Genomic DNA, 3,619 nt, shown 5'->3' on the forward strand with positions numbered 1-3,619 from the left:
GCATCAGGCTGGTAAGGCAAAATCTGGAGGGCAAGCCCAGCCAGTTCGTTCCCCGAAGTATAGCCAGGAACCGCCGCGTTAATGACACGATAGTTGCCTTCCCGAATCCGTAGCGGCAAGGCGAGTGCTTTCACCCGTTCTGGCTTGTAGTAGGGCAAGAAATCCGGGCGAAATTTCTCTGGAGAAGCTTTCTGCTGCTTTACCCGTATATTCAGACTACCTTCGAGCTTATGGGCAAACGTGGTTGCGTTATTGGAACTCATTTGACCAAAAGCTGTAGAACCGCCCAAAATGAAAATCCGAATTTCATCTTTGGGTTTCGCTTGAGAAACCGGCTGGTCATCACGAAAACCCTGTTCGTTAATGCGCCAGAATTTGCTCTGTTGATTTCCTGCCAGCTGATATCCCACTGATAAACGCCGTTTGGCAACCAGACGCCCAGAATTCGGTAAACCCCCGTAGGTTTGCTGGTTTTGATCGAGGAATTTAAGGCGGTAAGCGGTAACTTCTGTCGGTTCACCTTCATAGGCTGCCAATTCAGCATTTTTGCCCGCAACGCTCACAGCAACCCGTGCAAGCAGTTCCAAGAGAATCAAAATGAGGGGCAAAGCTAGGAGTAGGATGAGGAGCGAAGGCGGCTGGCGGCGTTTTTGATAAGGTTTGTAGCGGGACTTTTTAAACATCAAGTAATGAACCTCAAATGACCAACGAACAAAGGAAGTAAAAGGCAAAAAAGGGATGATTAAATGCTTGCCTTTCGCTTTCATGAGTTGCCGGTGGAGTCAGGCAGAATAACAAAAGTAAAGATTAACTCAATCCCGGCATTCGTTATCCCACTGCGATCCCAGTATGCAGCAATTTCGTTGCTAAACTTAACACCAGGGTAGATGACCACTTATGATTAATGAGTTATACCGATTGGCTTTCCTCTAATGCTGGTGCGGAATTAGAGACTTGTGAATGGGGAAGTGTATCAATCATTAAACGTACAAAACTAGACATCTTAGCATCAAATGTCCTACAAGTTATTATTCGTTTGCTTGGGCAATATTTGCCGGTCGCCTGCGGCAGAAAACATCATGAACCATTTGATTGAGCAAGCAAACTTAGGGGAACGGATCATCTGCGATTCTGCCGGTACAGCTGGTTATCACATTGGTCGTTCCCCCGACCGACGCATGGGAGTAGCCGCAGGACACAAAGGAATTAAACTCCAAGGTCAAGCGCGGCAGTTTCAAAGGTCTGACTTTGAGGACTTTGACCTGATTCTGGCAATGGATCGGGAGAATTACCGCGATATCCTCTCCCTTGACCCATCAGGGCAGTATCGGGACAAGGTGCGGCTGATGTGTGACTTTTGCACCCGCCATACTGCAACTGAGGTTCCTGACCCCTACTACGGTGGCCCGGAGGGGTTTAACCAAGTCATCGATTTACTTTTAGATGCCTGTGAGGGTCTGCTACAACACGTTAGTCATACTAATCGCTAATGGGCTAATTAGATTCAACAATTAGCCATTAGCAATTGACTATTCCACCAGATGATGCTCTAAGGCAAAACGCACCAGTTCGGCTCGGTTGCTAGTTTCCGTTTTTCTCAGCAGGTTGCTGACGTGCTTTTCCACCGTCCGAGGACTGAGGTGCAACTCGTTGCCGATGTCGGCGTTAGATAAACCCTTAGTGAGTAAATCGAGAACTTCCTGTTCTCGCTGAGTTAGGTTGAATGAGTTTGAAGGAGTATGTTGGGGAAGCCCAGGAGCTTCCACTTCCTTCTCTGGTGTGGCAACAGCATGAATCAGCGATCGCCATTCGACTTGAATCATCTGCGATCGCTCTAAAAGATTGCGAATCACGGCCCCCAACTCATCCAACTCAAACGGCTTGGGCAGATACAGATCGCAGCCTAATTGGTAGCCCCGAATCCGTTCTGAGGTCGTTGCACGCTCCGTTAAGAAAATTACTGGTAATAGACGAAACGCTGGGCGTTGACGGAGACGCCGCACCAGTTCATAGCCATCCATCCGGGGCATCATAATGTCTGTTACCAGCAAATGAGGATGATATGACTCAACTAAACTGAGAGCTGCTTGACCATCCTCAGCTGTAATAACTGAGTAGCCAGACATTTCCAGATAATCGCATATAGAAAGCCGAATTCCTGGATCGTCATCGGCAACCACGATGAGCAAAGGCATGGGCACAGAGGAAGAGCGTACATAACCCCTAGAATAGGTCAAGTCCATCCTAAAAGTGGGAACACTGTTCTGCCTCTTAAGGTGAAAACTGACCAATGCGTGAAAATCAACTGAAACGGAAACTCAAGCGAGGTGAGGTTGTCCTCGGCCCGTTCATCAACTGCGCCTATCCGGCTTTTATAGAAATCTGCGGACACGCAGGATTTGACTTTGCCGTGATTGACATGGAACACGGTGCCCTCAACACACTGGTTGCCGAAGACCTGTGCCGTGCAGCCGACTGCGTGGGATTGGCACCGATTGTACGCATCCGCAAGAACGACGCACCGCAAATTCAACGGGCACTGGACATCGGCAGTGCCGGTGTTCAAGTGCCTCAGATAGAAACTCAGTCCGACGCAGCGGATGTTGTGCGTGGTGCCAAATATAGCCCTCTTGGTTCGCGCGGACTTTCATTTTACACCCGTGCTGGCGTGTACGCAGCAGCAGGGACGCAAATTACAAATCAGCTCAACGAAGAATCTCTGATTGTCGTTCACGTCGAAGGGATTCGCGGCGTCGAAAATATTGAAGAAATTGTCAGCGTGCCCCACATTGATGTCATTTTCCTCGGTCCTTATGACTTGTCGCAGTCTTTGGGCATTCCGGGGCAAGTGCAAGACTCGCAGGTAATTGAGCTGATGCAAAAATGCGTTACCACGATTCGCAAGGCTGGGAAATCTGCGGGCACATTTGCCGATAATCCTGAAACAGCGAAGCAGTGGATTGATGCCGGAGTTCAGTACATAACTCTCGGTGTGGATGTCGGTATTTTCCTGCGAGCGTGCGAGGCTTTGGTAAAAGCAGTGCGAACTTAAGGCTGCCAGTTCAGTAAAATCCCAGAGAAGGAAGAAATATGTAAAACTATATCTAAATTTTTACATTTCACTGAGTCGTTGGGAGGGAATCTTTATCAAAAATTTGTATTAATTTTGTATCATAAACAACCAAGTTAAAAATTCTAAGTTTATGCTTAAAGAATAGCCTTCCTAAAGTAGGAAGGAAAACTGGGGATCGAAGCGTACTGGAGAAAAAGCGATGCAAACGCTACCGGGATCGACGGATTTGGCTTATGCCATGATGTTTACCTTACACAAAGTCCATTCCGTAAAGATAGAAGGTTTTAAGCCATTCTTTAGCGATCTTCCTGTTGACCCTTACATCAAGAATAATTATCGTTTCAGAAGATTATCTCGGTTCAAAGTATTTGGAAATGACTTAGTCAAACTACCGCATGGTTACTTGTTTCAAAGCAAGCAATACAATCCATTAGTCGGCGATATCAAGCGAGAGTATGCCGAACTAGATGATGCCATTACGAAGCTTGAAGATTTCAAAAAACTTGTTTTGGCATTTATTGATTACTGCCAACTCGACCCAGAAGC

At 47.1% G+C, this 3,619-nt stretch carries 4 protein-coding genes and 1 pseudogene; 3 read left to right on the forward strand and 2 right to left on the reverse strand.

Annotated features, from left to right (window positions below; all coding sequences use genetic code 11):
- A pseudogene (locus tag H6F50_RS00725) lies at positions 1-683 on the reverse strand (SGNH/GDSL hydrolase family protein); the annotation flags it as partial.
- A gap of 330 nt (positions 684-1,013) precedes the next feature.
- Here H6F50_RS00725 and H6F50_RS00730 point away from each other — a divergent pair.
- A complete protein-coding gene (locus tag H6F50_RS00730) occupies positions 1,014-1,490 on the forward strand; it encodes a low molecular weight protein-tyrosine-phosphatase (protein ID WP_190425208.1) in 477 nt (158 codons plus the stop codon).
- A gap of 39 nt (positions 1,491-1,529) precedes the next feature.
- On the opposite strand, the gene H6F50_RS00735 is transcribed toward H6F50_RS00730, so the two are convergent.
- On the reverse strand, positions 1,530-2,195 hold the full coding sequence (locus H6F50_RS00735; RefSeq protein ID WP_190410902.1) for a response regulator transcription factor: 666 nt from the start codon (positions 2,193-2,195) through the stop codon (positions 1,530-1,532).
- A gap of 95 nt (positions 2,196-2,290) precedes the next feature.
- On the opposite strand from H6F50_RS00735, the gene H6F50_RS00740 reads away from it, so the two are divergent.
- Complete coding sequence (locus H6F50_RS00740; protein ID WP_190425211.1) at positions 2,291-3,052, forward strand: aldolase/citrate lyase family protein; 762 nt, start codon at positions 2,291-2,293, stop codon at positions 3,050-3,052.
- Positions 3,053-3,272: 220 nt separating this feature from the next.
- The coding region (locus H6F50_RS00745; protein ID WP_190425214.1) for a 2OG-Fe dioxygenase family protein at positions 3,273-3,619 on the forward strand (347 nt) is incomplete at its 3' end.

It is taken from the genome of Coleofasciculus sp. FACHB-712 (assembly GCF_014695635.1).
Lineage (GTDB): Bacteria > Cyanobacteriota > Cyanobacteriia > Cyanobacteriales > FACHB-T130 > FACHB-T130.

What these genes read in the sequence shown, in the direction of transcription:
- H6F50_RS00735 (WP_190410902.1), bottom strand. Translation starts at nt 2,195, where the DNA reads ATGCCTTTGCTCATCGTGGTTGCCGATGACGATCCAGGAATTCGGCTT.
- H6F50_RS00730 (WP_190425208.1), top strand. Translation starts at nt 1,014, where the DNA reads ATGTCCTACAAGTTATTATTCGTTTGCTTGGGCAATATTTGCCGGTCG.
- H6F50_RS00740 (WP_190425211.1), top strand. Translation starts at nt 2,291, where the DNA reads ATGCGTGAAAATCAACTGAAACGGAAACTCAAGCGAGGTGAGGTTGTC.